Here is a 25459-nt window from a genome sequence, read left to right on the forward strand (position 1 = left end):
ATGATTGCGGGCCGGATGGAAGAGGTGTTGATAGCGTCGGTCGCTTCTCAGGGCGCGCAGTGCGATATCTCATCCCGCCCTGACACTTTTGCCATGTGTGATATTCACTCGGCAAGCAGTACGGATCCCACCGGGGCGGCATCCGCCGGACCTGGCTTTGCCGCTGCAGGGGAATCCTTCTCTGTGACCTTCAAGCCTGTGATCTGGACCGACGAATTGGCGGCTCCTCTGCAGGATTCATCAAAAAATGGTCGCCCTGATATTGAAGCAACCCGGCATGCAGATCCACGCTGGTGCACGGTGCCGACCACATTTCCGGCAAGGGATCACCCATGCCGAGAGTCCCGCATTCACGGCCTCCGACGGAGAACAAATGGTTGTGAGTGGGGACTCACAATCAGGCAGTTTATACGCGACTGGGACTGCCGTCCGGGAGCAGGTGCGTTTCTGGCAGAAGCTGGTCGCAGAGACACCGGCTGCCATTGCGGGCGAAAATGCAATCAAAGATTCATCTGCCGGGACCCATGTCGGGGCTGTGTCTCAGCCTTGGCTACTGTACGATTGGCGCGGCCAGTGGGATGAAAACCCGTCCGCCGTGGTGACTTTTGGATTGTATCGCGGGAATGATCGCATCATTTACCGTGGTGAAAGAAATATCAATCAGGCCCTGAGTGAATAAGATCTGCTGACCCCGAAAGACCAGCAGATTCGATCAAGGAGAGTGTGGACTTACATCGCCGCGGCATGCAGTCATTTGCTGCAAAAGCAGGCATTGAAGGTTCTTAACTCCCAAAAATGAGGATCTGTGGCAGGTTTGACAAAGCTTATCTTGTCTCGCTACCGACCCCTTGATACATTTAGGCGCAATTTTTACGAATTTTGAGCTTGCAGGATTAGCCGAAAACTATGTTTAAAAAACTTCGTGGCATGTTTTCCAATGACCTGTCCATTGACCTGGGTACTGCCAATACCCTGATTTACGTCAAAGGGCAGGGAATCGTACTTGATGAACCATCTGTGGTCGCCATTCGCCAGGATCGTGCTGGCGCAACCAAAAGTGTCGCGGCCGTAGGCCACGAAGCAAAACAAATGTTGGGGCGTACGCCGGGCAATATCGCTGCGATTCGCCCGATGAAAGATGGCGTAATCGCCGACTTTTACGTCACCGAGAAGATGCTTCAGCACTTTATCAAGCAAGTTCACGACAATAGTGTGCTGCGTCCGAGTCCGCGTGTTCTGGTTGCAGTGCCTTGCGGCTCAACTCAGGTTGAGCGTCGTGCGATCCGTGAATCAGCTCAGGGTGCCGGTGCCCGTGAAGTTTACCTGATTGACGAGCCAATGGCGGCAGCAATCGGTGCGGGTCTGCCCGTTTCTGAAGCGACGGGTTCCATGGTCATCGATATCGGGGGTGGTACCACGGAAGTGGCTGTGATCTCCCTGAATGGTGTTGTGTATTCTTCTTCTGTCCGCATTGGTGGTGACCGCTTTGATGAAGCGATTATCAATTATGTTCGCCGGAATTACGGCAGCCTGATTGGTGAAGCCACGGCAGAACGCATCAAACACGAAATCGGCTCGGCCTATCCGGGTGATGAGGTCCGTGAAATTGAAGTGCGCGGTCGTAACCTGGCTGAAGGTGTGCCACGCAGCTTCACCCTGAATTCGAATGAAATTCTGGAAGCCCTGCAGGAGCCTCTGACAGGGATCGTCTCTGCGGTGATGGTTGCACTGGAACAGTGTCCGCCAGAACTGGCGTCGGATATTTCCGAACGTGGCATGGTGCTGACCGGCGGTGGTGCACTGCTGCGTGATCTGGACCGTCTGCTGACGGAAGAAACCGGAATTCCTGTTGTGGTTGCTGAAGATCCGCTCACCTGTGTGGCGCGTGGGGGCGGTAAAGCGCTGGAAATGATCGACATGCACGGTGGCGATCTATTCAGCGAAGACTAATGTCTACCCCGGCAGAAATCCAAACAGGTCATAGTGTTACATGAAACCTATCTTTGGCAGAGGCCCCTCTCTGCAACTGCGCCTGTTTCTTGCCATGTTACTGTCGGTCGGCTTAATGCTGGCCGACAGCCGTCTTGACGCTTTCGCACAAGTCCGTTACGTCCTGAACTCTGCTGTTGCCCCATTGCAATATGCGGCGAACCTTCCCCGTGAAATTCTGGATGGTCTTTCCAGTCAGTTCAGTTCTCATCAGCGGTTATTGGCGGAAAACAAAGCGCTTAAGCGTGATTTACTGGTAAAGCAGAGCGATGTGCTGTTGCTTGAACAACTGCAACAGGAAAACCAGCGACTGCGAGAGCTGCTGGGCTCACCCTTTGTGCGTGATGAACGCAAGATGGTGGCAGAAGTCATGGCCGTCGACTCCGATCCATACAGTCATCAGGTGATGATTGATAAAGGTCATGTGGACGGCGTGTATGAAGGCCAGCCGGTGATCAACGACAAAGGGATCGTCGGTCAGGTTTCTTACGTCGGCGCTCATAACAGCCGTGTTTTGCTGCTGATTGACCCGACTCATGCCTTGCCGGTTCAGGTGGTCCGGAATGATATCCGGGTGATTGCGTCCGGCAGTGGCGAACAGGATGTCATTCAGCTGGAACATGTCCCGAGCAGTACCGATATCAAAGTGGGTGACTTGCTGGTGACTTCCGGTCTGGGTGGCCGTTATCCGGAAGGTTATCCGGTCGCACGGGTCACAGAGTTCTCATTCGATAACAAGCGACCTTTTGCACAAATCAAAGCCATGCCGACAGTGCAGTTTGACCGCTTACGCTATCTGCTGCTGGTCTGGCCGACCGACAGAGAAAGGCTGGTCGTCAATAAAGGAGAATCGGTCGATGGTTGATACGCGGGCCAATGGCATTCTGCTGATTTGGCTGTCATTTGTCGTGGCGCTGATCCTGCAAGCAGCGCCATGGCCGGGACAGTTTGAAATGTTCCGGCCGTCCTGGGTCATGCTGGTCGCCTTTTACTGGGTGCTGGCATTACCGCACCGGGTGAATGTTGGTACGGCACTGATTCTGGGACTCATCTGGGATCTGCTGCTCGGCTCAACGCTGGGTATCCGTGGCCTGATGATGTCTGTCCTGTGCTACATTGTGGCCTTGAACTTCCAGGTCATGCGAAACCTCTCACTGTGGCAACAGGCGATGATCGTTGCTCTGCTGTCACTGGCTGGTAAGCTGGTGGAATTCTGGGCTGAATTCCTGGTGGTCGAAATTGAGTTCGATCCGAACCGGCTCTGGGCGGTGTTGCTGAACTTTGTACTCTGGCCGTGGCTGTTTCTGTTCTTACGTCGTATTCGCCGTAAGTTCTCAATTCGTTAGGGGGGCTGTGGCCCCCTTTTTTATTCGGCTGCTGTGTAAGACGTGTTCCAACACATTGCAGCGCTTCAAGGTTAAACAAGATGACACAAGTGTACCTGGCTTCCGGCTCACCGCGCCGAAAAGAATTGCTGACCCAGCTCGGCTACGCCTTCGACATCCTGACCCTGGATGTTGCAGAGCAACATCAACCGGATGAAACCCCGGCTGACTATGTGCAGCGCTTATCCCTTGATAAAGCGATGGCGGGTGTCCGTGTTACGAACGGGACAATACCAGTGGTTGGTTCAGATACTATCGTTGTGGTTGATGGCCAGATTCTTGAAAAACCGAGGGATTTTGCGCACAGCCGTGAGATGCTCATGCTATTATCCGGACGAAGCCATCAGGTAATGACTGCGGTGACAGTAGCAACAGAAGCCCGTCAGGCGACCACACTGGTTGTCACGGATGTGTGGTTCCGCGCACTGACTGAACAGGATATTCAGGACTACTGGCAAAGTGGTGAGCCTCAGGACAAAGCTGGCAGTTATGCCATTCAGGGGATTGGCGGGAAATTTATTGTCCGTATTGAAGGCAGTTACCATGCAGTTGTGGGTTTACCACTGCTGGAAACTGATGCGCTGATCCGAGAGTTTATCACCCATTAAAACGACAGAGGCATCCATGAGCACCGAACTGCTAATCAATGTGACACCCAGTGAAACCCGCGTCGCGATGATCGAGGGGGGCAACCTCCAGGAAATTCATATTGAGCGCGAATCCAAGCGTGGCATTGTGGGGAATATCTACAAAGGGAAAGTCAGCCGTGTCCTGCCTGGGATGCAGGCTGCATTTGTGGATATTGGTCTGGATAAAGCAGCGTTTCTGCATGCCTCTGATATCGTGCCGCATACTGAATGTGTGGCAGAAAATGAAAAACAGCAGTTTCAGGTCCGGGATATTTCGGAGTTGGTTCGTCAGGGGCAGGACCTGGTGGTTCAGGTGGTGAAAGATCCGCTGGGCACCAAAGGCGCCCGACTGACCACAGATGTCACCCTGCCGTCACGGTATCTGGTCTTTATGCCGGGTGCCAGCCATGTGGGCGTTTCGCAGCGGATAGAAAGTGAAACTGAGCGGGAACGGCTGAAAAAGCTGGTTCTGCCCCATTGCGATGAGCTGGGCGGTTTTATTATCCGTACCGCTGCCGAGGGTGCCTCTGAGGAAGAAATGTCTCAGGATGCAGCATTTCTCAAGCATCTGTGGCGAAAAGTGCTGGAACGTCGGAAAAAATACAAAAGTAAATCCATGCTTTATGGCGAGCTGGGACTGGCGCAACGGATTCTGCGGGATTTTGTAGGTACTGAACTGGACTCCATCTATGTGGATTCCCGTCTGGCATTTGACAGTCTGAACGAATTCACCGGTGAATTTGTCCCCGAACTGAGCCGAAAACTGGTGCATTACAGCGGTGAGCAGCCCATCTTCGATTTGTACGATACAGAAAACGAAATTCAGCGTGCCTTGGATCGCAAAGTCGAACTGAAATCGGGTGGTTATCTGATTATTGATCAGACAGAAGCCATGACGACGATCGATATTAATACCGGTGCCTTTGTTGGTCGCCGTAATCTCGAAGAAACGATCTTCAACACCAATATCGAAGCAACCAAAGCCATTGCCCGGCAACTGCGTCTGCGCAATCTGGGGGGCATCATTATTATTGATTTCATCGATATGGCTTCTGAAGAACACCGCCGCCGTGTGCTGACGGCACTGGAACAGGCCTTGTCCTATGATCGTGTGAAGACCAATATCAACGGCTTTACGCAGCTCGGGCTGGTGGAAATGACCCGTAAACGCACCCGCGAAAGTATTGAACATGTGCTGTGTGGCACCTGTCCAACCTGTGAAGGGCGTGGAACGGTCAAAACAGTCGACAGTGTCTGTTATGAAATTCTGCGTGAAATTACCCGTGTGAACCGGGCATATGATGCGGACCGTTTTGCCGTGTATGTGTCTCCGGCGGTGGCGGAAACGCTGGCTGGCGAGGAATATCACGCCATGGCAGAGCTGGAAGTTTTCATCGGTAAGCAGGTCGAAGTGAAAATTGAACCTTTGTATAACCAAGAACAGTTTGACGTCGTGATGATGTAAACCCCGAGGCGAGTGTGTGTTTCCTGTGCTGATAAATCTGTCCCGCGCCCTGAAATGGACGTTGCTGACTTTGCTGGTCATCGGCGCAGTGCTGATCACGTCTTTACGTTTATTGTTACCGCAGCTCAACGATTATCGCGATCCGATTACCCGGTGGTTGTCGGCGGAAGCGAACCTGCAGATCAGCGTCGAACTGGTGGAAGGCCGATGGCACAATCTGGGTCCGGTGATGGCGCTGCACGGCGTCAGCCTGGGACAGAACAGCCATGACATGATCCAGGTTCGTGAGGTCGATTTCGAAGTGGATCTGTGGCGCTCTCTGCTGAATCTCAAACCGGTTTTCCGGGATGTACAGCTGTATGGGTTGTCGCTGGATCTGACCCAGCTGCCGCAAGGCAATCCGGATCCGTACACGGATCGACATGTGGATCTGGCTCGTCTGGAACAGGCGCTGTTTGTTCAGTTGGGTACCTTTTCTCTGCGTGATGCCACGCTGATCGTCACTTCCCCGGCAGGGCATCGTCAGCCGATAGCGATCAAGGAATTGAAATGGGATCGTCGCGGTGATCAGCATTTGGCGGAAGGGATTGTCAGTATTCCCGGCATGGAACTCAATGAATTGAGCGTGATCGCCAACCTTTCGGCCAAAGATGGCCTGCCTAAGTTGTCGGGGACAGTCTATGCCCGTGCCCGGAACCTCTCGTTTACCCCCTGGCTGAATCAGGCCATGCTGGGCGGCGAAAAAATCACGGAAAGTCAGATTAATACTGAAGCCTGGCTCACGCTTGATAATGGCCGGCTTGACAGCGGCCAGCTCAGATTCCAGGATTCTTTTGTCCGCTGGCAGGAACAGGGTGTGCCGCATGAACTGGCACTGCTGCGGGGCATGCTCTCGCTCACGCCTGTGGTGCAAAACGGTGCGCCGGGCTGGCGGCTGGATACCCATCAGCTGGTGCTGGCCTCTGATGAGCAGGCCTGGCCACGGCTGGATTTGTCAGCACAATGGCTGGCCGCGGATGCCGAAGGGCATGCTTTAGCGAATGAACTGTCCGTACCGGAAAAATTCAAACAGGGCCGCTGGAATCTGGCTGTCGGGCGCATGGATCTGGCCCGGTTGCTGCCATTGAGTACGCTGCTGCCCGAAAATAATGCGGCCAGAGAAGCGCTCCAAACCCTGCAGCCATCCGGGTTGATCAATGATTTGCGTCTGGCCGGTCAGGGGCTGAGTGTTCCCCGTTTTTCCTTTCATCTGGCCCATTTTGCCAATCAGCAGTGGCTGTATTTACCGGCTTTTGAAGCGCTGGATGCGACGGTTGCCGGTGATGCCCATCAGGGACAAATCACGCTGGATGTGACGCCGCAGACGCTGGATTATGACAAAGTTTTTCAGGCCCCGATGACGATTGAACAGGCTGAAGTTCATGCTTACTGGCAGACCAGCGCGCAGGGCTGGCGGATCTGGAGTGATACGCTGGATGTGCGGACGCCGCATGTGAGTGCCAGCGGCCAGTTCAGGCTGGACTTCCCGGCGGATCAGCCGTCCTGGTTGTCGTTTTACGGGGAAGCTGCCGTGAAAGATGCTGGCGCAGCGTGGCGGTATCTGCCCCGGCCAGCACTGGGACAGGAACTGACAGATTACCTTTCCGCTGCGATTCGCGGTGGGGAATCCGACCATGCGCAATTGTTGTGGTACGGGGATTTACCGGACTTTCCTTATGCGCATCATCAGGGCAATTTTGAGGTCCGGGTACCGCTCCGTCAGGGACGCTTCAGTTTTGATACGGCATGGCCGGAACTGACTGAACTGGATCTGGATCTGGTTTTCAAAAACGATCGGATGCTGCTCAAGGCCAGCCATGCCAAAACCAAAGAGGTGATTGCAGAAAAGGTGCAGGGCGAAGCCAGGCTGCATTCGGACGGACACCTGAAACTGAATCTTGATGTCGGCGCCGAAGGGCCGCAGGTACGCGACTACATGATGGCAACACCTCTGGTTGATTCTGTAGGGGCGGCCCTGACGGCGGTGAATGTGCAGGGGCCTGTCAGTGCCCGGATTGCACTGGATATCCCCTTCAGTAGTGAGCCGGCGCATGCCAGTGGTGAGGCAGTGCTGGAGAATAATCAGGTCACGATAGAAAGCTTGTCTCTGCCGCTTTCACAAGTGAAAGGCCGGATTCAGTTTCAGGATGATCAGATTACGGCTTCAGGCGTGTCGGCTTACTGGCTGGGCCAGCCGCTGAACGTCAGTTTTGATGGCGCGAAAGCAGACTCGGGTTATGAGGTGGACGTTGATCTGAAGGGTGTCTGGCAAATCCCGTCATTGCAGCAGCGTCTGAGGGATCCTTTGCTCGCTCAGGTGACTGGCAGCAGTGCGTGGCACGGCAAGGTTGGCGTGGTGTTGCATGACACCGGCCTGAATTATCAGGTGCTGATTCAGGCGCCGCTGGCCAGGATCCGCAGTCAATTGCCGTATCCTCTGGCGGTGCTTCCCGGCAGTGGCACCCATGCGGTGCTGACGGCATCGGGGAACACAACGCGGCTTGAGGCAAGTCTGACGGTGCCGGATGCCCAGTATCAGGCAGAACTTCAGCTTGAGCCCAAGCGACGCATTGCACGTAGTGAACTCAGTGTTGGCCGGGCGGAGCGACGCCGATTACCGGCCAAAGGGCATGGCGTCCGGATTCAGGCGCCAATGCTGGATATTGATGCCTGGGACAAACTGGTCCAGCAGATGTTCCAGCAAGCGTCAGAGCAATCAGATCCCCTGATCCAATGGCCGTTACCAACCCGGGTGAATGCCCGCGTTCAGCAACTGAAACTGGCTGGACTCAATTGGCACGATCTGGAGCTTGCCGTTCGCAAGCAACCCGCACAATGGCATGCCGTACTGGGCAGCCGGGAAGCCAGTGGCGAACTGACCTGGCCGGATTATCAGCCTTTGAAAGTGAATCTGGAGCAGCTTCATCTGAATCTGCCGGAAGGAGAAAAACCGCTGGAACCGATCGCGGCACACAAAAAATATGTGCCACAGATGAGTATTCCGCCAGTCACCGATTTTGACCGCAATATGATGACCTATCTGCCACAAATGGATGTGCAGGTGAAAGATCTCTGGTTACAGGGCTACCGGCTGGGTTCGTTGAGCGGTCGCTTGCGACGGGATGGGCAGACGCTGGTGCTTGAGGAGTTGGAGCTGAATTCAGGCACAACCTCGCTGAGCCTGGATGGGCACTGGACGATGAATGATTATCAGAATGAAACGCAGGTCGCGTTTGATATTGCCGGTGAAGACAGTTCAGAGCTGATGGGACGTCTGGGCGTCTCCGGCGGGATTCAGGATGCCCGTTTTAAGAGCTATGCCTCGATCCAGTGGCAGGGCGCGCCCTGGTCGATGCACCGAGAAACTCTGACCGGTGAGATGAAAACAGAAACTGGTAAAGGCGTGATCCGCGATGTGGGGGGCGCCGGACGTATTCTTGGGCTCTTCAGTCTGGATTCCATCATCCGGAAGATGCAGCTTGATTTCACGGGTGTTTTTGACGACGGCATGGCCTTTGATTATATCCGGGGCTCCGGCCGTATTGAAAATGGCCGGTTTGAAACCGATGATGTTGAAATGAAAGCGCTGGCCGGGGATATGTATATTCAGGGAAGTGCTAATCTGGTAAATGAAACCGTGAATGCCAGAGTGAAATTTGTCCCGGATCTGACCTCGGGAATTCCGGTCCTGACGGCCTTTGCCGTTGCGCCTCAGACTGCGATTGTCGTCTTCGCAATCTCGACAGCTTTGTCACCTGTGGTGGATGTATTTACACAGATTAACTATGTGGTGAGCGGTTCGATTGACGCTCCGACAGTGACCGAGCAATCCCGTTTCACCGGCGAGTTTAAAGTGCCTGAAGCTCTGAAGCAGCAGGCAGATCAGTAAGCCAGTCGTGACCCCGGTTGTCGCTAGTTAAGGAAAAGACCCGTCTTGGCCCGGCGGCCAATTCAGGTAATAATGATAAGAAAGTCAATTCATAAGGGAGTGCGTGATGGCCAAAGTGGGTGTAGTACAGATGAATTCCGGGCCGGATCCTGAAATCAATCTGCGTCAGCTGAAAAAAAAGCTGAAAGGATTGCAATTGCAGGGGGCGAAGCTGGTTGTGACGCCGGAAAACTGTCTGGTTTTTGGAACCCGAAAAGATTATGAATTGCACGCGGAAACACTGGGGCAGGGACCCATCCAGTCTGAGCTGGCACAGATAGCCAGGCAGTTGGGAATCTGGCTGCTGATTGGCTCTATGCCGATTCGCCGGACGGATGGTGCGATGTCGACAACGGCGTTGTTGTTTGATGATCAGGGTGAATTACAGGCGCACTACGACAAACTCCACATGTTTGATGTGGAAGTCGCCGATCGTCATCATAGCTATCGCGAGTCGGACACCTTTCGTCCCGGTAATGACGTACGGGTGATCAACACACCCTACGGCAACATCGGGCTGTCAATCTGTTATGATGTCCGCTTTCCGCAGCTGTATAGCGCGCTGCGGGCGCAGGGTGCAGACATCATTGTTGTGCCTGCGGCATTTACCCGGGTCACGGGGAAAGCGCACTGGGACATTCTTCTGCGCGCCAGAGCCATCGAAACGCAGTGCTGGATCGTCGCTGCCGCGCAATGGGGTGAGCATGATCAGGGCCGGGAAACCTGGGGTCACTCCATGATCGTGGATCCCTGGGGGCAGGTGGTGGCCTGTCAGGAGCAGGGAACGGGTGTTCTCACTGCGGATGTGGATCTGGGCCTGAGCGAACAGATCCGAACCAATATGCCATTGCTGCAACATGCCCGATTTCAGGTGCAGCAGTGCAACACAGAAGAGTAAAGGCAATGACGCTGGAAACCGTAGAACAGACCATGCTCGCCCAATCCGGGCTTGAGCGTGATGATCTCAGCCAGACTCTGGCACTGATGGCCGACCGTAATGTGGATTACGGCGACATTTATTTTCAGTCCAGCTGGCATGAGTCGCTGGTTCTGGAAGACAGCATTATCAAAGACGGATCGTTCAACATTGACCGCGGGGTTGGTGTGCGGGCGGTGTCGGGTGAAAAAACCGGCTTTGCCTATTCCGATCAGATCAGCAAGCTGGCGCTGACGCAAAGTGCAACCGCGGCGCGCGGGATTGCTCGTGGTGGTTCAAACGGCAAGGTCAAAGCCTTTTCGTCTCCGGCGGTTCAGCCTGTCTATGCACCGGTGAATCCGCTGGAAAGCATGGAAAGGCAGGATAAGATCGCACTGCTGCAGGAAGTGGACGCCTATATCCGCGCCAAAGAGCCGATGGTGAAAGAAGTGTCAGTCAGTATCAGTGGTGTTTACGAGCAAGTACTGGTGGCTGCCATTGACGGTACTTATGCTGCCGACATTCGTCCGCTGGTTCGTTTTTCGGTCAGTGTGCTGATCGAGAAAAACGGTAAGCGGGAAAGTGGCAGTGCAGGTGGCGGTGGCCGCTTTGGTTATCAATATTTTAAGTCGGAAACCAACGGGAAATCCGTGGCGCTCCAGTACGCTGACGAAGCGCTGCGTCAGGCATTGATTAATATTGATGCCGATCCGGCACCGGCGGGCACCATGCCGGTTGTGCTTGGAGCGGGCTGGCCGGGTGTGCTGCTGCATGAAGCGGTCGGACACGGTCTGGAAGGCGATTTCAACCGCAAAGGGTCCTCCATGTTCTCCGGACAGATGGGCCAGCAGGTCACCTCCAGCCTGTGTACCATTGTTGATGACGGAACGCTGGCTGATCGCCGGGGCTCGCTGAACATTGATGATGAAGGCACACCGGGTCAGTACAACGTACTGGTTGAGGGCGGCAAGCTGAAAGGGTACATGCAGGACAAACTGAATGCCCGTCTGATGGGTGTTGCGCCGACCGGTAACGGCCGCCGGGAGTCTTATGCGCATCTGCCGATGCCGCGCATGACCAATACCTACATGCTGCCGGGTGAACACACGCCGGAAGAAATCATCGCCAGTGTGTCGAAAGGCATTTACGCCCCGAACTTTGGCGGCGGTCAGGTCGACATCACTTCCGGGAAGTTTGTCTTCTCGGCGTCTGAAGCTTACCTGATTGAAAACGGTAAAATCACCCGTCCGATCAAAGGCGCAACCCTGATTGGCAGCGGCATCGAAGCGATGCAGAAAGTGTCCATGGTTGGCAATGATCTGGAGCTGGATCGCGGTGTCGGTGTGTGTGGGAAAGCGGGTCAGAGCGTTCCTGTGGGGGTCGGGCAGCCGACGCTGAAACTGGAATCCATGACGGTCGGCGGCACGCAGTAAGCGGTTGTCTGGGGATCATCGGAAAGAAAAATGCCAGCAATTGCTGGCATTTTTGTATCACAGAAAGGTCGTTCAGGTCGTTAGTCCTGAATGTACAGACCTTTCAGGATCTGGAAAATCTCCCGGTAGGCTTTCGCCGGTTTGTTCTGTGCCTTTTCTTTACTTGCCATTCTGGCGAGCTGACGCAGTTGCTGACGGTCGGCCTCCGGATGGGCTTCAACGACTTCGTTGATCACCGCATCGCCTTCTTCAATCAGACGATCCCGAAGGGTTTCCAGTTTGTGTAACTGAGCGGTCATCTGCGCGTGCTTGTTGTTCAGCTTATCCAGTGCCGTTTGAATCGGTTCGATGTCTTCGTTGCGCATCAGTTTACCGATGAATTGCAGCTGGCGGCGATAGGCTTCTTGCTTGAAGCGGTGCGCGTCTTTGATCGCACGCAGCAGTTCTTCACTAACCGGCACTTTGGCCAGCGCATTTGGCTTGAGCTTGACCAGCTCCTCACCCATCTTTTGCAGGGCTTCCATGTCACGCTTCATCTCGGACTTACTGACCCAGATGATTTCTTCTTCCTCTTCCCATGGGGCTTTTTTGTTTTTACGGCTCATAACAGGCTCATGACTGACTTCAATGTCTCTATTTTATCAGTTTCAGGTTGAATTGGGGCGCATTTTAATAGCCTTGAGTGTTATCCTTAAGGGAAACATTGCAGATAAAACGTATGGCTATGGATGTGAAACAACAAGTTGCCCAGCAGCGTGTCGAGCTGGAACAGGCGGTCGCCCGTGCCCTGGAGCTGGCAGGTCAGCAAGCTGACGCAGCAGAAGTGGCGATTAATAAATCCACAGGGATCAGTGTTTCCTCCCGGATGTGTGAGGTTGAAAACGTTGAATTTAACAGCGATGGTGCCATGGGCATCACCGTGTATCGCGGACAGCGCAAAGGCAGTGCGTCAACCTCGGATCTGAGTGAAGCGGCAATTGCCCAGACAGTTGCAGCCGCGCTGGAAATTGCCCGTCATACATCGGAAGATCCTTTTTCCGGCCCCGGTCCTGCGGAGTTGATGGTCCGGGAGATTCCTGATCTCGATTTGTTCCATCCCGATGAACCTGAACCGGATCATGCGGCATCCATTGCGATTGCGGCCGAGCAAGCGGCGTTGGACGCGGACAGCCGGATCAAGCAGAGTGACGGTGCCAGCTATGACAGCCACTATGGCGTGCGGGTTTACGGCAACAGCCATGGCATGCTGGCCAGTTATGCCAGCAGCCGGCACAGCATCAGTTGCAGTGTGATTGCCGAAGGTCAGAGTGGCGATATGGAGCGTGACTACAGTTACACGCTGGCGCGCCGGACCAGTGATTTGTGGACGCCAGAGCGTGTGGGCCGCCAGGCTGCTGAACGAACGGTGAGCCGGATTGATCCGCAAAAGCTTGCAACCCGCAATGCACCGGTGATGTTTGCGTCGGATATTGCCACCGGCTTATTCGGCCATCTGGTGATGGGGATCAGTGGTTCGAATCTGTATCGGAAGTCGACGTTTTTGCTGGATAAGCTGGATGAACAGATCTTGCCGTCCTGGCTGAATATCAGCGAGCGTCCCCATTTGCTGCGCGGCCTGGCAAGTACGCCGTTCGACAGCGAGGGTCTGGCAACACAAGACCGGGAAATCATTCAGGATGGTGTGCTCAAAACCTATCTGATGACCAGCTACGCGGCCCGTAAACTGGGACGTCAGCCCACCGGCCATGCGGGTGGCATCCATAACTGGATGGTGTCGAACACTGGCGAAGATTTTCAGGCGATGCTGCGTAAAATGGACACTGGCTTTCTGGTGACGGAGCTGATGGGGCAGGGCGTGAATATCGTGACGGGTGACTACTCGCGCGGGGCGGCAGGTTTCTGGGTTGAGAACGGTGAAATCCAGTTCCCGGTCAGTGAAGTGACCATCGCCGGTAACCTGAAAGAGATGATGAACAACATTGTCGCGATTGGCACGGATACTGAAACCCGCAGTCAGATCCAGACGGGGTCAGTGTTGCTCGAGTCGATGAAAATCGCAGGCGAATAAATACGGTTCATATCCATGAAAAAAGGTCTGGCTTTGCCAGACCTTTTTTGTCTGTGAGTTTTTTAGGCGTCAGGTAATAAAGAGGGTCGCGAGCCCGAGGAAGACCGACAGACCGACAATATCGGTAATCGTGGTCAGGGCCATGCCGCCTGCGAGTGCAGGGTCGATATTGAATTTTTTCAGAATGACCGGCACCCCGACTCCGGCAATACCGGCAATCAGCAGGTTGGTCATCATGGCACCTGCAATAATACCGCCCAGTACCAGATTCCCTTTCCAGAGGACGACCACGCCCCCGATGATACAGGCCCAGAGAATACCGTTGATCAAACCAACCCGGGCTTCTTTACTCAGCAGCCAGCGGGTATTCGAATCCCCGATGTGACCCACAGCCAGACCGCGGATCACGAGCGCGACGGTCTGGTTTCCCGCCACCCCGCCCATGGAAGGAACAATGGTCATCAGTACTGCGATGGCCGCCATTTTGTCCAGCGTGTCTTCAAACATGTTGGAGACAGAGGCTGCCGCCAGCGCCGCGAGCACATTGACACCCAGCCAGATACTGCGCCGACGGGCGGATTTCATCACCGGGGCAAAGGTGTCTTCATCATCGTCCATCCCCGCCATACTCATCATCGAGTGCTCGGCATCTTCACGGATGATATCTACGACGTCATCAATGGTGATCCGGCCGACCAGCTGATTACTGGCATCGACGACCGGCGCAGACAGCCAGTTGCGTCGCTCAAACAGATTGGCAACTTCGCTGTCATCCATATCGACTTTGATGGCTTCATCCGGATCATCCATCACGTTCTGTATTTCTACATCGGGTTGTGTGGTGATCAGGGTTGCCAGCGACAGGTGACCGATCAGCACATTATTTTCATCGACTACGTACAGGGCATCAGTTGCTTCCGGTAGTTCGCCTTTCATGCGCAGATAACGCAAAACCACATCTGCCGTAACATCGCCCCGAATGGTCACGAAGTCGGTACTCATGATCCCGCCGGCACTTTCCTCCGGGTAGGCCATGGCCTGCTCGATCCGATGGCGATCGGCGGCATCCATCTGAGCCAGAACTTCCTGGAAACGCCGATCCGGCAGGCTTCGAAGGACATAAGCGACATCATCGCTTTCCATCCCTTCGGTGACTGCGGCCAGCTTCTCTGGATCCATTAAGGCAACAATGCCGTCTTTGACGTCTTCGGACAGTTCGTCCAGGATTTCACCCTGTTCTTCCGGATCGGTCAGCTGCCAGAGAACCTGACGTTCTTTGGGCGGACTGGCTTCCAGCAAGTGAGCGATGTCTTCAGGCTCCATGTCCTGCAGCATCCGCCTGACGTGCACGAACATCCCTCGTTCAAGGGCTTGATTGACCTGTTGTAGTGTCTGGTGGGTCTGATCTTGTTCGAAAACGTCCGCCATAGTGAGAACTACCTTGCTTCGTGAATAGGCCCGGCACAGGAGATTCAGCGGCCGGGAAATGGCGCAATAATCTGAATATTAACGCAATCCTGTGGCCTTTGTCTCATTTGATCTGAGATCTGACGGAGATTTCACCATGAGAAATGATGAGCGGAAATTAAGCTCTGAAGAGCTCATTCATGGCCTGAAAGCCGGATTTGACTGCGATTTATCAGATTTTGTGTGATGTTAAAGGCATGTTTGCCGCGAGTGGCATTCAAGTGAGGGTCAGCTGTCTTCGTCGAAGCCGTTTTCAATCAGGGAAGCAATAGCTTCCAGTGCATCACTGGCATCATTGCCTTCTGCACTGACAATCACCTTCTGACCCTGTGCCGATTCCAGCATCAGTAATCCCATTACACTGTCAGCCGTGGCAGATTTATTATCATTGGTGACCGTGACTACAGCTTCAAAGCTCTGTGCCAGTTCCACCAGTTTAATCGCGGCTCTGGCATGCAGGCCCAGGCGGTTTTTGATAAAGAGTTCGCGGCTGACTGTGCTCATATTCAATGCTTCTGCGGCGTTTGCTTTTCCAGCGTACGGTGTCGGACCTGGACCTGCTGACCCCGCTGACGGAAGCAGTCTGCCAGTTGCTGGGCGACATACACTGAGCGGTGTTGTCCACCGGTACAGCCAATGGCGACCGTGACATAACTGCGGTTGTTTTTCTCCAGCATCGGCAGCCAGCTTTCCAGAAAATTTCGGATCTGGTAAATCAGCTGAGTGACTTCATGATGGCTGGCGAGGTATTCCTGCACGTCTGTGTCGAGGCCAGTCTGCGGTTTCAGTTCCGGAACCCAGTGAGGATTGGGCAGGAAACGGACATCAAAGACATAATCGGCATCGGTGGGCAGGCCATGCTTGAACCCGAAGGATTCGAAAACCATCACCAGTTCACGGGACTGGCGGCCAAGCACGCGGGCGCGCACGGTTTCGCTCAGGTCATGAATCGATAATTGGGTGGTATCCAACACCAGATCGGCTTGCTCTTTCAGGTTTGCCAGCCAGGCACTTTCTGCCTGAATGGCTTCTTCCAGGCTCATATTCTGGCGGGACAGGGGGTGCAAACGCCGGGTTTCGCTGTAGCGTTTCACCAGCGTATTGTCGTCTGCATCCAGGAACAGCAGGTTGACGTCGGCTTGTTTGCGGACATCTTCCAGAATCGTGCTGGTAATATCATGATCAGCCGGCATATTGCGAACATCCACACTGACGGCAACATTCTGGGTATGGGGATCCAGTGTTTTCATCAGGTCAGACAGCAGGTGGACCGGCAAATTATCGACGCAATAGTAACCGAGGTCTTCCAGTACCCGCAGGGCGACTGATTTACCTGAGCCTGAACGGCCGCTCACGATCATCAATTTCATGACAAAACTTTCCTTAGTGCCGGTTAAACGGGCTCTGAAGTCATGATCTGATACAGCTCTTCGTCGCTTTTGGCAGCCCGGAGCTGTTTCAGGACATTTTTATCACTGAGCTTTTCCGCCATGCTGGACAGTGTTTTGAGGTGCTCTTTGCACTGCGCATCCGGGACCAGTAAAGCAAACAGCAAATCGACCGGTTGATTGTCGATGGCATCAAACTGGATCGGCTGCTGGCACTGAATCAGAACCGCAATGGCTTGTTCACTATCGCTGACACGACCATGCGGGATCGCAATGCCGTTCCCGATCCCGGTACTGCCCATTTTTTCCCGGTTCAGCATGCACTCAAACAGTGGCTGAGGGTTCTGGTTTAAATGTTGGCCTGCGATTTCGCTGATGATTTCCAGCGCGCGCTTCTTGCTGGAACAGTGGACTGCACTCTTGGTGCAGTCCAGGCTTAATACTCGACTCAGTTGCATGTTAATGACTATTGAGTTTGTCTTTGTGCTTGTTAAGTTGACGCACCAGTTTATCAGTTAATTGATCAATTGCAGCATACATATTTTCAGAATCTGCCTTTGCGTGGATTTCACCGGCATTAATGTGAAGGGTGGCTTCGGCAATTTGCTGCATTTTTTCGACGTTCAGAACCACGTGCACGTTATTAATCTTATCGAAAAAGCGCTCCAGCTTATCGAATTTGGTTGTCACATATTCACGCAGCGAAGGGGTGATTTCAATATGGTGACCAGTGAGATTAATTTGCATAGACATCTTCCTCCTGTGTGCCGCTACTCTTCAGAGCAGGCGCTTTCTTTGGCTTGAAGGCGGGATACCAAGCGATTCACGGTACTTGGCGATGGTGCGTCGAGCAACCATGATGCCTTGATCCGCCAGTAATGTCGCAATTTTGCTGTCACTCAAAGGTTTGGCCTGGTTTTCAGCCGCAACCAATTTCTTCACCAGTGCGCGGATGGCTGTTGATGAACATTCGCCGCCGTTGTCGGTACTGACATGGCTGGAGAAGAAATACTTCAGTTCAAAGATACCCCGTGGGGTATGCATGAATTTTTGTGTGGTGACCCTCGAAATCGTCGACTCGTGCATGTCGACAGCCAGGGCAATATCGTTGAGGACCATAGGTTTCATGGCTTCCTCACCGTATTCGAAGAAATCTTGCTGATGCTCCACGATACAGCGCGCGACTTTCAGCAGGGTATCATTCCTGCTTTCCAGGCTTTTGATCAGCCATTTGGCATCCTGCAGGTGGCTGCGGATAAACTGGCTGTCAGCGCTGTTCCGGGTTTGCTTGCTCAGTGCGGCATACTGCTCATTCACTCTCAGGCGCGGCACGCTGTCCGGGTTTATGGTCACAACCCATTTGCCTTTGTCTTTGAACACGGAGACATCCGGAACGACATACTCGGTTTCGGAGGCAACAACCCGGTTGCCGGGACGGGGATCCAGGGAGTGGATCAGCGTCATGACGTTCTTTAGCTCGTCTTCTTTGAGCCGGGTATCGCGCATTAACTGGCGGTAATCCCGGTTACCGAGCAGATCCAGGTGCTGAGTCAGAATCATTTTGGCCTCAGCAAGCCAGGGAGTATCTTCCGGAAAGGTTGCAAGCTGAAGCAGCAGACATTCCTGCAGATTACGTGAAGCCACACCCAGCGGGTCAAATTGCTGGACGCGTTTCAGGACGGCTTCGACTTCATCGAGTTCGACTTCGTCATCGCCCATGCTTTCGAGAATATCTTCACTACTGCAGGTGAGGTAGCCTTTTTCATCAATGGCATCGATGATAGCAAATGCAATGGTGCGGTCGGTGTCGCTGAATGGCGTCAGATCAAGCTGCCACACTAGGTAATCTTGCAGCGTTTCCGTGGTTTCGCCCTGATAGACGGGCATGTCATCATCCGGCGCGATCCCGGTGCTTCCGGTGCCGGCACTGTACACATCATCCCAGGTGGTATCGACCGGGAGGTCGGCAGGCATTTCGCGCTGTTCAATCACATCCGAAGTGTCGAACGAGTCGCTGCCGAATTCGTCAAACTGTTCTGCAGCGTCTTCTTTGCTGCTGGCACTTTCTGCGCGTCCTTCGTCCTGTTCAGCGGAAGCATTGTCACCGTCAGGGTGGCTTTCGTCGAGCTCAAGCAGGGGATTGGCGTCTAAGGCTTCCTGGATTTCCTGTTGCAGATCCAGAGTAGACAGTTGCAGCAGGCGAATGGCCTGCTGCAGTTGTGGCGTCATTGCCAATTGTTGACCGAGCTTAAGCTGGAGCGAAGTTTTCATGCGTGTACAGACACCTTGTGATTATTGTATGAATCGCTTGTTTTTGGGGTCTTTAGGCCAGTCGAATCAAAACGTTCGACAAGCCTTTGCAGCTTACCTCTGTTATGCCCTTTTATCTATAACTATAGTCTGAACTGGTCTCCCAGATAGACACGTTTCACATGCTCATCGTTCAGAACTTCAGCAGGTGTGCCGTGTGCAATCAACTGTCCCTGACTGACGATGTAGGCGTGCTCACAAACATCGAGGGTCTCTCTGACATTGTGGTCTGTGATCAGGACACCCAGACCACGATCGCGCAAATGTTCGATGATTTTTTTGATGTCAATCACAGAGATGGGATCCACCCCGGCAAAAGGTTCATCCAAAAGAATGAACTTCGGGTTGGCAGCCAGTGCGCGGGCTATTTCTACACGGCGACGTTCCCCTCCTGACAGCGCCATGCCGAGACTGTTGCGGATATGCTGGATGTGGAATTCGTCCAGCAATTCTTCCAGCTTGTCCTGGCGTTCAGCTTTGCTCAGTTCAGAGCGAGTCTGCAGGACGGCCATCAGGTTGTCATGGACCGATAAACGCCGGAAGATGGACGCTTCTTGTGGCAGATAGCCAATCCCCATGCGGGCCCGGTTGTGCATCGGCTGTAGGCTGATGTCGGTGCCATCAATGGTAATGGCGCCCTCATCACGGGCAACCAGACCCACAATCATATAAAAAGATGTGGTTTTGCCGGCACCATTCGGGCCAAGCAGGCCGACAATTTTGCCTGACTCAACTTCCAGGCTGACATCGGAAACGACTTTGCGGCCGTTATAACTTTTGGCCAGATGGGTGGCGGTTAACTTAGACATTCGCACTCTTAATCTGAATTATTGTTTTTGCTTGAGCTGATTCGGCTGCAAAATCGTGGTTACGCGCTGTTGATCGCCACTGGTTGCGACCAGTTTTTGCTCATCAATTTTATAGCTGATGGTTTTGCCTTTAATTTCGCTGCCTTCCTGAACCAGGACGGCTTTATCTGTCATTTTCAGGAATTCAGTGGCCGTTTCATAGCGCATTTTCATCGCGGAGCCATTGATAGGCTTACCGTCATCCATCTGCTGATAGAAAGTGGCCGGAGAGCCGAAAGCATCGATGGTTTGCTGATCGCCATTCTGAGTCTGGCGCGTCACGATCACTTTATCTGCACGAATATCAATACTGCCCTGACGCAGGGTGACATTCCCGGTGAAAGTCACCACGTTTTTTTGAATGTCCAGCTCCTGACTGTCCGAGTTGATGTAAATCGGCTGCTCGGTATCGTTGCTCAATGCCCAGCTGGAAGTGCTGACGACTAGGCATAGCAGGGCGCTAATTTTGCAAAGCTTCATATCTACCTTTTACATTATTCATCAGGGTCGCCACATTGCGCTCCATGTTGCCCTTCATGCCAATCCCTTCATTCTGGAAGAAACTCCCGGTAATGGTGACCGGGTCGGGCGTGTCGAAATCCTTGCTGATTAAATCCAACCGCAGTGTATCTGTTTTAATCGCGTTGATGGCGGAGTCAGGTAACAGATTGAAGATTCGTACATTACCAGACATCTGCAGGATATGTTCTTTATTTAGTGTGGCGTGATTTGCACTGATACGCCATTCGGTTTCTTCACCCGCTTTGAAAACCCAGATGACCGGCGCAAGAAAATCGGTGTCGCCGCTCTGGTTGAAATATTCCAGCGTGTCAGACTCAATCCGGTAACTGCGCAGGCCCGTTTCGGTATAAGCCGTGTTTTTGACGCCGGTGCCGGTGAAGATCGGCTTTTCGTTATCCGGTGCAATTTGTTCACTTTGCTGCCAGCGTTGCTGCAGCAGGTAGTAACCGGCCCATGCGCATAAGACAATCAGCAGCACATAAAACAGCCGACTCAGGGTCATATGCTTCGCCCCTTATGTTGATCCAGTTCGCCACGGGCTTCCAGGATCAGATCGCAGACTTCACGCACTGCACCGTATCCGCCCTGTATCCGGGTGACAAAGTCAGCACGCTGCGCCAGTAAGGGGTGCCCGTCTGCCACACAGACCGACAGACCGACTTCGGCCATCACCGGCCAGTCAATCAGATCATCGCCAATGTAAGCGGTGTGCTCTGGCGCAATGTTCAGTTTGGCCACGATATCCTGATAAGCGGTTAATTTATCATCCTGGCCCTGATAAACATGCTGAATGCCAAGAGCACTCATCCGGTTTTCCACAATCTGCGAGCGGCGGCCGGTGATGATGGCGATTTCTACCCCAGCAGCCATCAAGGATTTAATGCCATAGCCGTCGCGGGTATGGAACGTTTTGAGTTCTTCCCCCTGATTGCCCATGTAAATGCGGCCATCAGAGAAGACGCCGTCTACATCGCAGATCAGCAGACGAATGGCTTTGGCTATGTTAAAAACATTTGAGGAGACAGGGCCGTACAGGGTGTCTTGCATGTTGTTGGTCATTACATTACTCCGGCTCTGAGCAGGTCGTGCATATTCAGCGCACCGACCAGTTGCTGATTATCGACAACCAACAGGCCGTTGATCTTTCGTTCTTCCATCAGTTTCAACCCTTCGGCAGCCAGCACCTGAGACGAAATTGTCGCCGGGTTGGGGGACATCACTTCGCCGATCCGGGTCTGATGGATATCAATGCGTTTGTCCAGCATCCGGCGCAGGTCGCCGTCGGTGAAAATGCCGCTTAACTGCTGGGCATCATCCACGATGGCCGTCATCCCTAAGCCCTGACGGGAAATTTCCAGCAGGGCATCTTTGATGCTGGCGTCCTGATGGACCACCGGCAGGCGGTCACCGCCGTGCATGACATCGGCGATCCGCAGCAACAACTTGCGGCCCAGCGCTCCGCCAGGATGAGATAAGGCGAAATCGTCGGCGGTGAAGCCACGGGCTTCCATCAGGGCAATGGCCAGTGCATCGCCCATAGCCAGTGTTGCCGTAGTGCTCGACGTTGGCGCCAGATTTAGCGGGCAGGCTTCCTGAGTCACCGTGATTTGCAAATGAACCTGTGCCAGCCGGGCCATGGTTGAGTCCGGGTGGCCTGTCATCGTAATGAGCGGAATTCCCTGGCGTTTGATCACGGGCAGCAGGGTGAGGATTTCACCGGCCTCGCCGGAATTGGAAATCGCCAGAACGATGTCGCGCTTGTCCAGCATCCCCAAATCGCCATGACTGGCTTCTCCGGGATGGACAAAGAAGGCCGGGGTGCCGGTACTGGCCAGTGTCGCTGCAATTTTGCACCCGATGTGGCCGGATTTTCCCATCCCCATCACGATGACTTTCCCCTGACCACGGCTGATGAGCCGACAGGCTTCACTGAAGCTGCCGTTGATATACTGCGACAACCCTTTGAGCGCATCGGATTCGATTTCAATAACACGTCGGCCAATTTGGCCGTAGTCAAAAGTATCAGGCATAGTTTTGTTCCCGGTTAGGCCGACAGATTATAAAGCAGATAGCCCTGATAGGCGACAAAGCATAAAATCAGCACCAAACCCTCGAAGCGATTGATCCGGCGACGTTTGCCCAGTGCCATCAGGACCAGCAGGACAGAAATACCCAGCATGATGTAAAAATCACGTCCCATGGCCAGCGGGCTGAGGACCGAAGGGTTCAGAACCCCCGGAATGCCCATCACTGCCAGAATGTTGAACACGTTGGAGCCGATGATATTCCCGACAGCCATGTCATCTTCGCCTTTGTGAATACTGGCGATGGATGCGGCCAGTTCCGGCAGGCTGGTTCCTACGGCAATAATGGTCAGGCCGATCACCAGATCACTCATGCCAAAGTGCTTGGCGATGGTGACGGCGGAATCAACCAGCATGCTGGCCGCATACGGCAGCAACACCAAGCCGATCACAATCCAGACACCCGCCGCCATGTTACTGACGCCATCAGGGATTTCGGATTCCTGTTCTTCTAACAGGATATCCTGACCGGCTTTTTGATCATTTTTACTGATTTTGAGCATGGCCAGAATAAAGATGAGAAAAAGAACGACCAGCAGGACGCCTTCAAAGAAGCCCAGATAGCTGTCCCAAAGCAGGGCACCTGCAATCAGTGTGACCACCATCATCAGGGGGAGTTCACGGCGAATGATGCCGGAACTGATGGAGAGCGGTTTCAGAATTGCAGTCAGACCAAGAATGAATGCAATATTCGCAATGTTTGAGCCCAGAACATTCCCGACGGCGGTGTCGGTTTTACCCGCCAGAGCGGCGGTCGCAGATACCATCATTTCCGGCGCAGAAGAGCCCATGGCCAGAATGGTCATCCCGATGATCAGTGGGGCAACGCCCAGATTTTTGGCCAAGGCTGCTGATCCAAAAACAAGTCGATCCGCACTCCATACCAGTAACGCCAGTCCGATACAGAGCAACACGATGGCTTCAAGCATTCTTATCCCTTACATTTTTTCATTGAGCAGTTTTGAAGAGGACAATTTTGACGTTTCACTGACGAAAATGGAAGGAGAAGGCATGAGTATTTGTGGAGATCGCTGTGATCTGCATATGGGATTTCGGGCGTTTGGCTCTGTGGAATGAGATTGGGAATGAATTGTTTGTCAGATTGGTCCTATTCAGGTCACTTATGATATAAAAAACAAAGTTCATAAAATACAATGTATTTTAAGCATGTGACTGAACGGGCCGAAAGGGCTGAAAAATCACAAGCTTCTGACAGCCTTCATCTTGAGTTGAACCGGGTTTCTACCTATGATCAATCAGGCTGAGATAACTATTTAATAAATATCATTTATCGCTGTTCTGCAGACTATCCCGGATGGATGGCCCAGACAGTATATTGGGAAGGTTATGACCGCATCCAAAGCGCTAATCAGAATTAATGACCTGACATTCCGCAGGGGCGAGCGAAAAATATTTGATGATGTTTCGCTGGAAGTGCCTCAGGGAAAGATTACTGCCATTATGGGGCCGTCGGGCATTGGTAAAACAACACTCTTACGTCTGATTGGCGGGCAAATCATGCCTGATCAGGGCGAAGTCTGGTTTGATGACCAAAATATCCCGGCATTGTCGCGAAATGAACTGTTTCAGGTACGCAAACGCATGAGTATGCTGTTTCAGTCCGGTGCCCTATTCACGGACATGACTGTCTTTGATAATGTGGCCTTTCCGTTGCGGGAACATACTGAACTGTCTGAAGATTTACTGCGTACACTGGTGCTGCTCAAGCTGGAGGCCGTTGGCCTGCGCGGTGCGGCGGACCTGATGCCGAGTGAGTTATCGGGAGGCATGGCACGTCGGGCAGCACTGGCCAGAGCTATCGCGCTGGATCCTGATCTCATCATGTATGATGAACCCTTCGTTGGTCAGGATCCCATCACCATGGGCGTGTTGGTGAAGCTAATTCACAGTCTGAATCATGCTTTGGGCATTACTTCGGTGATTGTGTCGCATGATGTGCCTGAAGTGATGAGTATTGCGGATCATGTTTATCTGTTGTCCGGTGGCAAAGTGATCGGCAGTGGGACCCCAGCGGAGCTGAATGCGAACCCGGATGAGCGTGTCCGGCAGTTTCTGGATGGTAATGCCGATGGTCCTGTTCCCTTCAACTTTCCTGCCCAACCGCTGGCGCAGGATCTGTTCAGTCAGAAAGCGCTTTGAATTTCAGGATGATCGCGGTAGCGCGAGAAAGGTAATTTCATCATATGTTTAAGGATTTTATAGCGCAGCTGGGACATCGTACCTTGTCCCGTTGCCGGACCATGGGGCGGGCATCCTTGCTGTTGTTTGGCGCACTGGTCAGCAAACCTCAGCCTGCCAAAATGTTCCCGTTGCTGGTCAAGCAGCTTTACGTTGTCGGCGTGCTTTCCGTGGCCATTATCATGGTTTCTGGATTGTTTATCGGCATGGTGCTCAGTTTGCAGGGGTTTATCGTACTGGTCGATTTTGGGGCAGAGACCAGTCTGGGTCAGATGGTTGCCCTGTCGCTGCTGCGGGAGTTGGGGCCGGTGGTGACCGCACTGCTGTTTGCGGGCAGGGCTGGTTCTGCACTGACGGCAGAAATTGGTCTGATGAAGGCGACAGAGCAGATCTCCAGTATGGAGATGATGGCGGTCGATCCGCTGCGCCGGGTGGTTGCGCCACGTTTTTGGGCTGGCGTGATTTCCATGCCGCTGCTGGCCATGCTGTTTATCGCGGTCGGGGTCTGGGGCGGACAACTGGTTGGCGTCAACTGGAAAGGCATTGATCACGGGAGTTTCTGGTCGGTGATGCAATCCTCCGTTGAACTGGGCTATGACATTGGCAACAGTCTGATCAAATCCGTCTGTTTTGCAGTCACCGTCACCTGGATTGCAGTATTCAATGGCTTTGATGCGGTACCAACTTCGGAAGGGATTAGCCGGGCGACGACCCGGACGGTCGTGAATTCGTCACTGGCCGTATTAGGATTAGATTTTGTGCTGACAGCACTCATGTTTGGGAATTAAT

At 53.5% G+C, this 25459-nt stretch carries 25 protein-coding genes and 1 pseudogene; 13 read left to right on the plus strand and 13 right to left on the minus strand.

Annotated elements, in window-relative coordinates; all coding sequences use genetic code 11:
- Positions 1-15: 15 nt before the first annotated feature.
- From Q4579_RS23065 to tldD, 10 genes and pseudogenes are all read left to right on the plus strand, one after another.
- Positions 16-219: pseudogene (locus Q4579_RS23065) on the plus strand (DUF6701 domain-containing protein); the annotation flags it as partial.
- A gap of 28 nt (positions 220-247) precedes the next feature.
- Positions 248-679, plus strand: coding sequence for a DUF6701 domain-containing protein (locus Q4579_RS09190; protein WP_303563430.1), 432 nt, complete (start codon positions 248-250; stop codon positions 677-679).
- A 227-nt stretch (positions 680-906) separates the two neighbouring features.
- The gene (gene mreB, locus Q4579_RS09195; protein ID WP_036749742.1) at positions 907-1950 is read left to right on the plus strand and encodes a rod shape-determining protein MreB; all 1044 of its coding nucleotides are present in this window, start codon (positions 907-909) and stop codon (positions 1948-1950) included.
- A 40-nt stretch (positions 1951-1990) separates the two neighbouring features.
- On the plus strand, positions 1991-2854 hold the full coding sequence (gene mreC / locus Q4579_RS09200) for a rod shape-determining protein MreC (RefSeq protein ID WP_303563434.1): 864 nt from the start codon (positions 1991-1993) through the stop codon (positions 2852-2854).
- On the plus strand, positions 2847-3335 hold the full coding sequence (mreD, locus tag Q4579_RS09205) for a rod shape-determining protein MreD (RefSeq protein WP_211646364.1): 489 nt from the start codon (positions 2847-2849) through the stop codon (positions 3333-3335). The genes mreC and mreD overlap by 8 nt, the downstream gene beginning before the upstream one ends.
- Before the next feature lie 80 nt (positions 3336-3415).
- A complete protein-coding gene (locus tag Q4579_RS09210; RefSeq protein WP_303563437.1) occupies positions 3416-3982 on the plus strand; it encodes a nucleoside triphosphate pyrophosphatase in 567 nt (188 codons plus the stop codon).
- 16 nt (positions 3983-3998) lie between these two features.
- On the plus strand, positions 3999-5468 hold the full coding sequence (gene rng, locus Q4579_RS09215) for a ribonuclease G (protein ID WP_303563438.1): 1470 nt from the start codon (positions 3999-4001) through the stop codon (positions 5466-5468).
- 16 nt (positions 5469-5484) lie between these two features.
- The gene (locus Q4579_RS09220; RefSeq protein WP_303563439.1) at positions 5485-9396 is read left to right on the plus strand and encodes a YhdP family protein; all 3912 of its coding nucleotides are present in this window, start codon (positions 5485-5487) and stop codon (positions 9394-9396) included.
- A 106-nt stretch (positions 9397-9502) separates the two neighbouring features.
- Positions 9503-10333: a carbon-nitrogen hydrolase family protein gene (locus Q4579_RS09225; protein WP_303563440.1), complete on the plus strand. Its 831-nt coding sequence runs from the start codon at positions 9503-9505 to the stop codon at positions 10331-10333.
- A gap of 5 nt (positions 10334-10338) precedes the next feature.
- Entirely contained in the window at positions 10339-11784 is a 1446-nt protein-coding gene (gene tldD / locus Q4579_RS09230; protein WP_303563442.1) for a metalloprotease TldD, read from the plus strand.
- A gap of 80 nt (positions 11785-11864) precedes the next feature.
- Here the strand turns inward: tldD and yjgA are convergent, their stop codons facing one another.
- On the minus strand, positions 11865-12389 hold the full coding sequence (yjgA, locus tag Q4579_RS09235) for a ribosome biogenesis factor YjgA (protein ID WP_303563444.1): 525 nt from the start codon (positions 12387-12389) through the stop codon (positions 11865-11867).
- A gap of 119 nt (positions 12390-12508) precedes the next feature.
- Between yjgA and pmbA the strand changes: the two genes are divergently transcribed.
- Positions 12509-13852, plus strand: coding sequence for a metalloprotease PmbA (gene pmbA, locus Q4579_RS09240; protein WP_303563589.1), 1344 nt, complete (start codon positions 12509-12511; stop codon positions 13850-13852).
- Positions 13853-13921: 69 nt separating this feature from the next.
- Here the strand turns inward: pmbA and mgtE are convergent, their stop codons facing one another.
- The 12 genes from mgtE to Q4579_RS09300 all read right to left on the minus strand — a co-directional run bounded on the left by mgtE (position 13922) and on the right by Q4579_RS09300 (position 23400).
- Positions 13922-15280 (minus strand): magnesium transporter, encoded by a 1359-nt coding sequence (gene mgtE / locus Q4579_RS09245; RefSeq protein WP_303563445.1) that lies wholly within the window; start codon positions 15278-15280, stop codon positions 13922-13924.
- 267 nt (positions 15281-15547) lie between these two features.
- Positions 15548-15823 carry an HPr family phosphocarrier protein gene (locus Q4579_RS09250; protein WP_303563447.1) on the minus strand — a complete coding sequence of 92 codons (276 nt, stop codon included), beginning with the start codon at positions 15821-15823 and terminating at the stop codon, positions 15548-15550.
- A 2-nt stretch (positions 15824-15825) separates the two neighbouring features.
- Positions 15826-16689 carry an RNase adapter RapZ gene (gene rapZ, locus Q4579_RS09255; protein WP_303563449.1) on the minus strand — a complete coding sequence of 288 codons (864 nt, stop codon included), beginning with the start codon at positions 16687-16689 and terminating at the stop codon, positions 15826-15828.
- 23 nt (positions 16690-16712) lie between these two features.
- Positions 16713-17165, minus strand: coding sequence for a PTS IIA-like nitrogen regulatory protein PtsN (gene ptsN / locus Q4579_RS09260; protein ID WP_211646356.1), 453 nt, complete (start codon positions 17163-17165; stop codon positions 16713-16715).
- A gap of 1 nt (position 17166) precedes the next feature.
- Complete coding sequence (hpf, locus tag Q4579_RS09265; RefSeq protein ID WP_211649997.1) at positions 17167-17454, minus strand: ribosome hibernation promoting factor; 288 nt, start codon at positions 17452-17454, stop codon at positions 17167-17169.
- Positions 17455-17484: 30 nt separating this feature from the next.
- The gene (locus Q4579_RS09270) at positions 17485-18978 is read right to left on the minus strand and encodes an RNA polymerase factor sigma-54 (RefSeq protein WP_303563452.1); all 1494 of its coding nucleotides are present in this window, start codon (positions 18976-18978) and stop codon (positions 17485-17487) included.
- A gap of 122 nt (positions 18979-19100) precedes the next feature.
- Complete coding sequence (lptB, locus tag Q4579_RS09275; protein WP_211646354.1) at positions 19101-19826, minus strand: LPS export ABC transporter ATP-binding protein; 726 nt, start codon at positions 19824-19826, stop codon at positions 19101-19103.
- Positions 19827-19844: 18 nt separating this feature from the next.
- A complete protein-coding gene (gene lptA / locus Q4579_RS09280) occupies positions 19845-20345 on the minus strand; it encodes a lipopolysaccharide transport periplasmic protein LptA (RefSeq protein WP_303563454.1) in 501 nt (166 codons plus the stop codon).
- Positions 20326-20889, minus strand: coding sequence for an LPS export ABC transporter periplasmic protein LptC (gene lptC, locus Q4579_RS09285; protein ID WP_303563456.1), 564 nt, complete (start codon positions 20887-20889; stop codon positions 20326-20328). Before lptC ends, lptA begins: the two co-directional genes overlap by 20 nt.
- A complete protein-coding gene (gene kdsC, locus Q4579_RS09290) occupies positions 20886-21446 on the minus strand; it encodes a 3-deoxy-manno-octulosonate-8-phosphatase KdsC (protein WP_303563457.1) in 561 nt (186 codons plus the stop codon). The genes lptC and kdsC overlap by 4 nt, the downstream gene beginning before the upstream one ends.
- On the minus strand, positions 21446-22417 hold the full coding sequence (locus tag Q4579_RS09295; RefSeq protein WP_303563458.1) for a KpsF/GutQ family sugar-phosphate isomerase: 972 nt from the start codon (positions 22415-22417) through the stop codon (positions 21446-21448). Before Q4579_RS09295 ends, kdsC begins: the two co-directional genes overlap by 1 nt.
- Before the next feature lie 14 nt (positions 22418-22431).
- Positions 22432-23400: a calcium/sodium antiporter gene (locus Q4579_RS09300; protein WP_303563460.1), complete on the minus strand. Its 969-nt coding sequence runs from the start codon at positions 23398-23400 to the stop codon at positions 22432-22434.
- Positions 23401-23818: 418 nt separating this feature from the next.
- Here Q4579_RS09300 and mlaF point away from each other — a divergent pair, with 418 nt between their 5' ends.
- Together mlaF and mlaE are read left to right on the plus strand one after the other, a co-directional pair.
- Positions 23819-24631, plus strand: coding sequence for a phospholipid ABC transporter ATP-binding protein MlaF (gene mlaF / locus Q4579_RS09305; protein WP_303563462.1), 813 nt, complete (start codon positions 23819-23821; stop codon positions 24629-24631).
- Between the two features lie 44 nt (positions 24632-24675).
- Positions 24676-25458, plus strand: coding sequence for a lipid asymmetry maintenance ABC transporter permease subunit MlaE (gene mlaE, locus Q4579_RS09310; RefSeq protein ID WP_303563464.1), 783 nt, complete (start codon positions 24676-24678; stop codon positions 25456-25458).
- Position 25459: the final 1 nt, after the last annotated feature.

It is taken from the genome of Photobacterium sp. 1_MG-2023 (assembly GCF_030547945.1).
In the GTDB taxonomy this organism is placed as follows: domain Bacteria; phylum Pseudomonadota; class Gammaproteobacteria; order Enterobacterales; family Vibrionaceae; genus Photobacterium.

What these genes read in the sequence shown, in the direction of transcription:
- Q4579_RS09190 (WP_303563430.1), top strand. Translation starts at nt 248, where the DNA reads ATGGTCGCCCTGATATTGAAGCAACCCGGCATGCAGATCCACGCTGGT.
- mreB (WP_036749742.1), top strand. Translation starts at nt 907, where the DNA reads ATGTTTAAAAAACTTCGTGGCATGTTTTCCAATGACCTGTCCATTGAC.
- mreC (WP_303563434.1), top strand. Translation starts at nt 1,991, where the DNA reads ATGAAACCTATCTTTGGCAGAGGCCCCTCTCTGCAACTGCGCCTGTTT.
- mreD (WP_211646364.1), top strand. Translation starts at nt 2,847, where the DNA reads ATGGTTGATACGCGGGCCAATGGCATTCTGCTGATTTGGCTGTCATTT.
- Q4579_RS09210 (WP_303563437.1), top strand. Translation starts at nt 3,416, where the DNA reads ATGACACAAGTGTACCTGGCTTCCGGCTCACCGCGCCGAAAAGAATTG.
- rng (WP_303563438.1), top strand. Translation starts at nt 3,999, where the DNA reads ATGAGCACCGAACTGCTAATCAATGTGACACCCAGTGAAACCCGCGTC.
- Q4579_RS09225 (WP_303563440.1), top strand. Translation starts at nt 9,503, where the DNA reads ATGGCCAAAGTGGGTGTAGTACAGATGAATTCCGGGCCGGATCCTGAA.
- tldD (WP_303563442.1), top strand. Translation starts at nt 10,339, where the DNA reads ATGACGCTGGAAACCGTAGAACAGACCATGCTCGCCCAATCCGGGCTT.
- yjgA (WP_303563444.1), bottom strand. Translation starts at nt 12,389, where the DNA reads ATGAGCCGTAAAAACAAAAAAGCCCCATGGGAAGAGGAAGAAGAAATC.
- pmbA (WP_303563589.1), top strand. Translation starts at nt 12,509, where the DNA reads ATGGATGTGAAACAACAAGTTGCCCAGCAGCGTGTCGAGCTGGAACAG.
- mgtE (WP_303563445.1), bottom strand. Translation starts at nt 15,280, where the DNA reads ATGGCGGACGTTTTCGAACAAGATCAGACCCACCAGACACTACAACAG.
- Q4579_RS09250 (WP_303563447.1), bottom strand. Translation starts at nt 15,823, where the DNA reads ATGAGCACAGTCAGCCGCGAACTCTTTATCAAAAACCGCCTGGGCCTG.
- rapZ (WP_303563449.1), bottom strand. Translation starts at nt 16,689, where the DNA reads ATGAAATTGATGATCGTGAGCGGCCGTTCAGGCTCAGGTAAATCAGTC.
- ptsN (WP_211646356.1), bottom strand. Translation starts at nt 17,165, where the DNA reads ATGCAACTGAGTCGAGTATTAAGCCTGGACTGCACCAAGAGTGCAGTC.
- hpf (WP_211649997.1), bottom strand. Translation starts at nt 17,454, where the DNA reads ATGCAAATTAATCTCACTGGTCACCATATTGAAATCACCCCTTCGCTG.
- Q4579_RS09270 (WP_303563452.1), bottom strand. Translation starts at nt 18,978, where the DNA reads ATGAAAACTTCGCTCCAGCTTAAGCTCGGTCAACAATTGGCAATGACG.
- lptB (WP_211646354.1), bottom strand. Translation starts at nt 19,826, where the DNA reads ATGTCTAAGTTAACCGCCACCCATCTGGCCAAAAGTTATAACGGCCGC.
- lptA (WP_303563454.1), bottom strand. Translation starts at nt 20,345, where the DNA reads ATGAAGCTTTGCAAAATTAGCGCCCTGCTATGCCTAGTCGTCAGCACT.
- lptC (WP_303563456.1), bottom strand. Translation starts at nt 20,889, where the DNA reads ATGACCCTGAGTCGGCTGTTTTATGTGCTGCTGATTGTCTTATGCGCA.
- kdsC (WP_303563457.1), bottom strand. Translation starts at nt 21,446, where the DNA reads ATGACCAACAACATGCAAGACACCCTGTACGGCCCTGTCTCCTCAAAT.
- Q4579_RS09295 (WP_303563458.1), bottom strand. Translation starts at nt 22,417, where the DNA reads ATGCCTGATACTTTTGACTACGGCCAAATTGGCCGACGTGTTATTGAA.
- Q4579_RS09300 (WP_303563460.1), bottom strand. Translation starts at nt 23,400, where the DNA reads ATGCTTGAAGCCATCGTGTTGCTCTGTATCGGACTGGCGTTACTGGTA.
- mlaF (WP_303563462.1), top strand. Translation starts at nt 23,819, where the DNA reads ATGACCGCATCCAAAGCGCTAATCAGAATTAATGACCTGACATTCCGC.
- mlaE (WP_303563464.1), top strand. Translation starts at nt 24,676, where the DNA reads ATGTTTAAGGATTTTATAGCGCAGCTGGGACATCGTACCTTGTCCCGT.